This window comes from Microvirga pakistanensis (genome assembly GCF_004458765.1).
GTDB lineage: Bacteria > Pseudomonadota > Alphaproteobacteria > Rhizobiales > Beijerinckiaceae > Microvirga > Microvirga pakistanensis.
The window spans coordinates 1-223 of the sequence record NZ_SPJX01000693.1 but is presented as its reverse complement, the minus strand read 5'-3'; the positions used below and the strand labels follow the sequence as shown (position 1 = coordinate 223).

Sequence of the window (223 nt, the reverse complement as noted above, 5' to 3'; positions counted from 1 at the left end):
CGTGACCTGGCCGGAGCAGAAGGCGCCGCGATTGCAGGCGGTGCTGCGGGCGATCGAGGAGCGGCACGGCAGCCTGTCCCTCGATTTCCTCAAGGAGATGCCGGTGGAGGACGCGCGCGCCTGGCTCGAGAGCATTCCGGGGATCGGACCGAAGACGAGCGCGGCCGTTCTGTCCTTCTCCACCCTGCGGAAGGCCGCGCTGCCGGTCGACAGCCATCATCAT

Annotated in this window: 1 protein-coding gene; it reads left to right on the top strand. The window is 68.6% G+C overall.

The features are described from left to right. Positions 1-223 (top strand): endonuclease III domain-containing protein (locus tag E4K09_RS26760; RefSeq protein ID WP_134500668.1); only part of this gene is annotated, 223 nt, incomplete at both ends.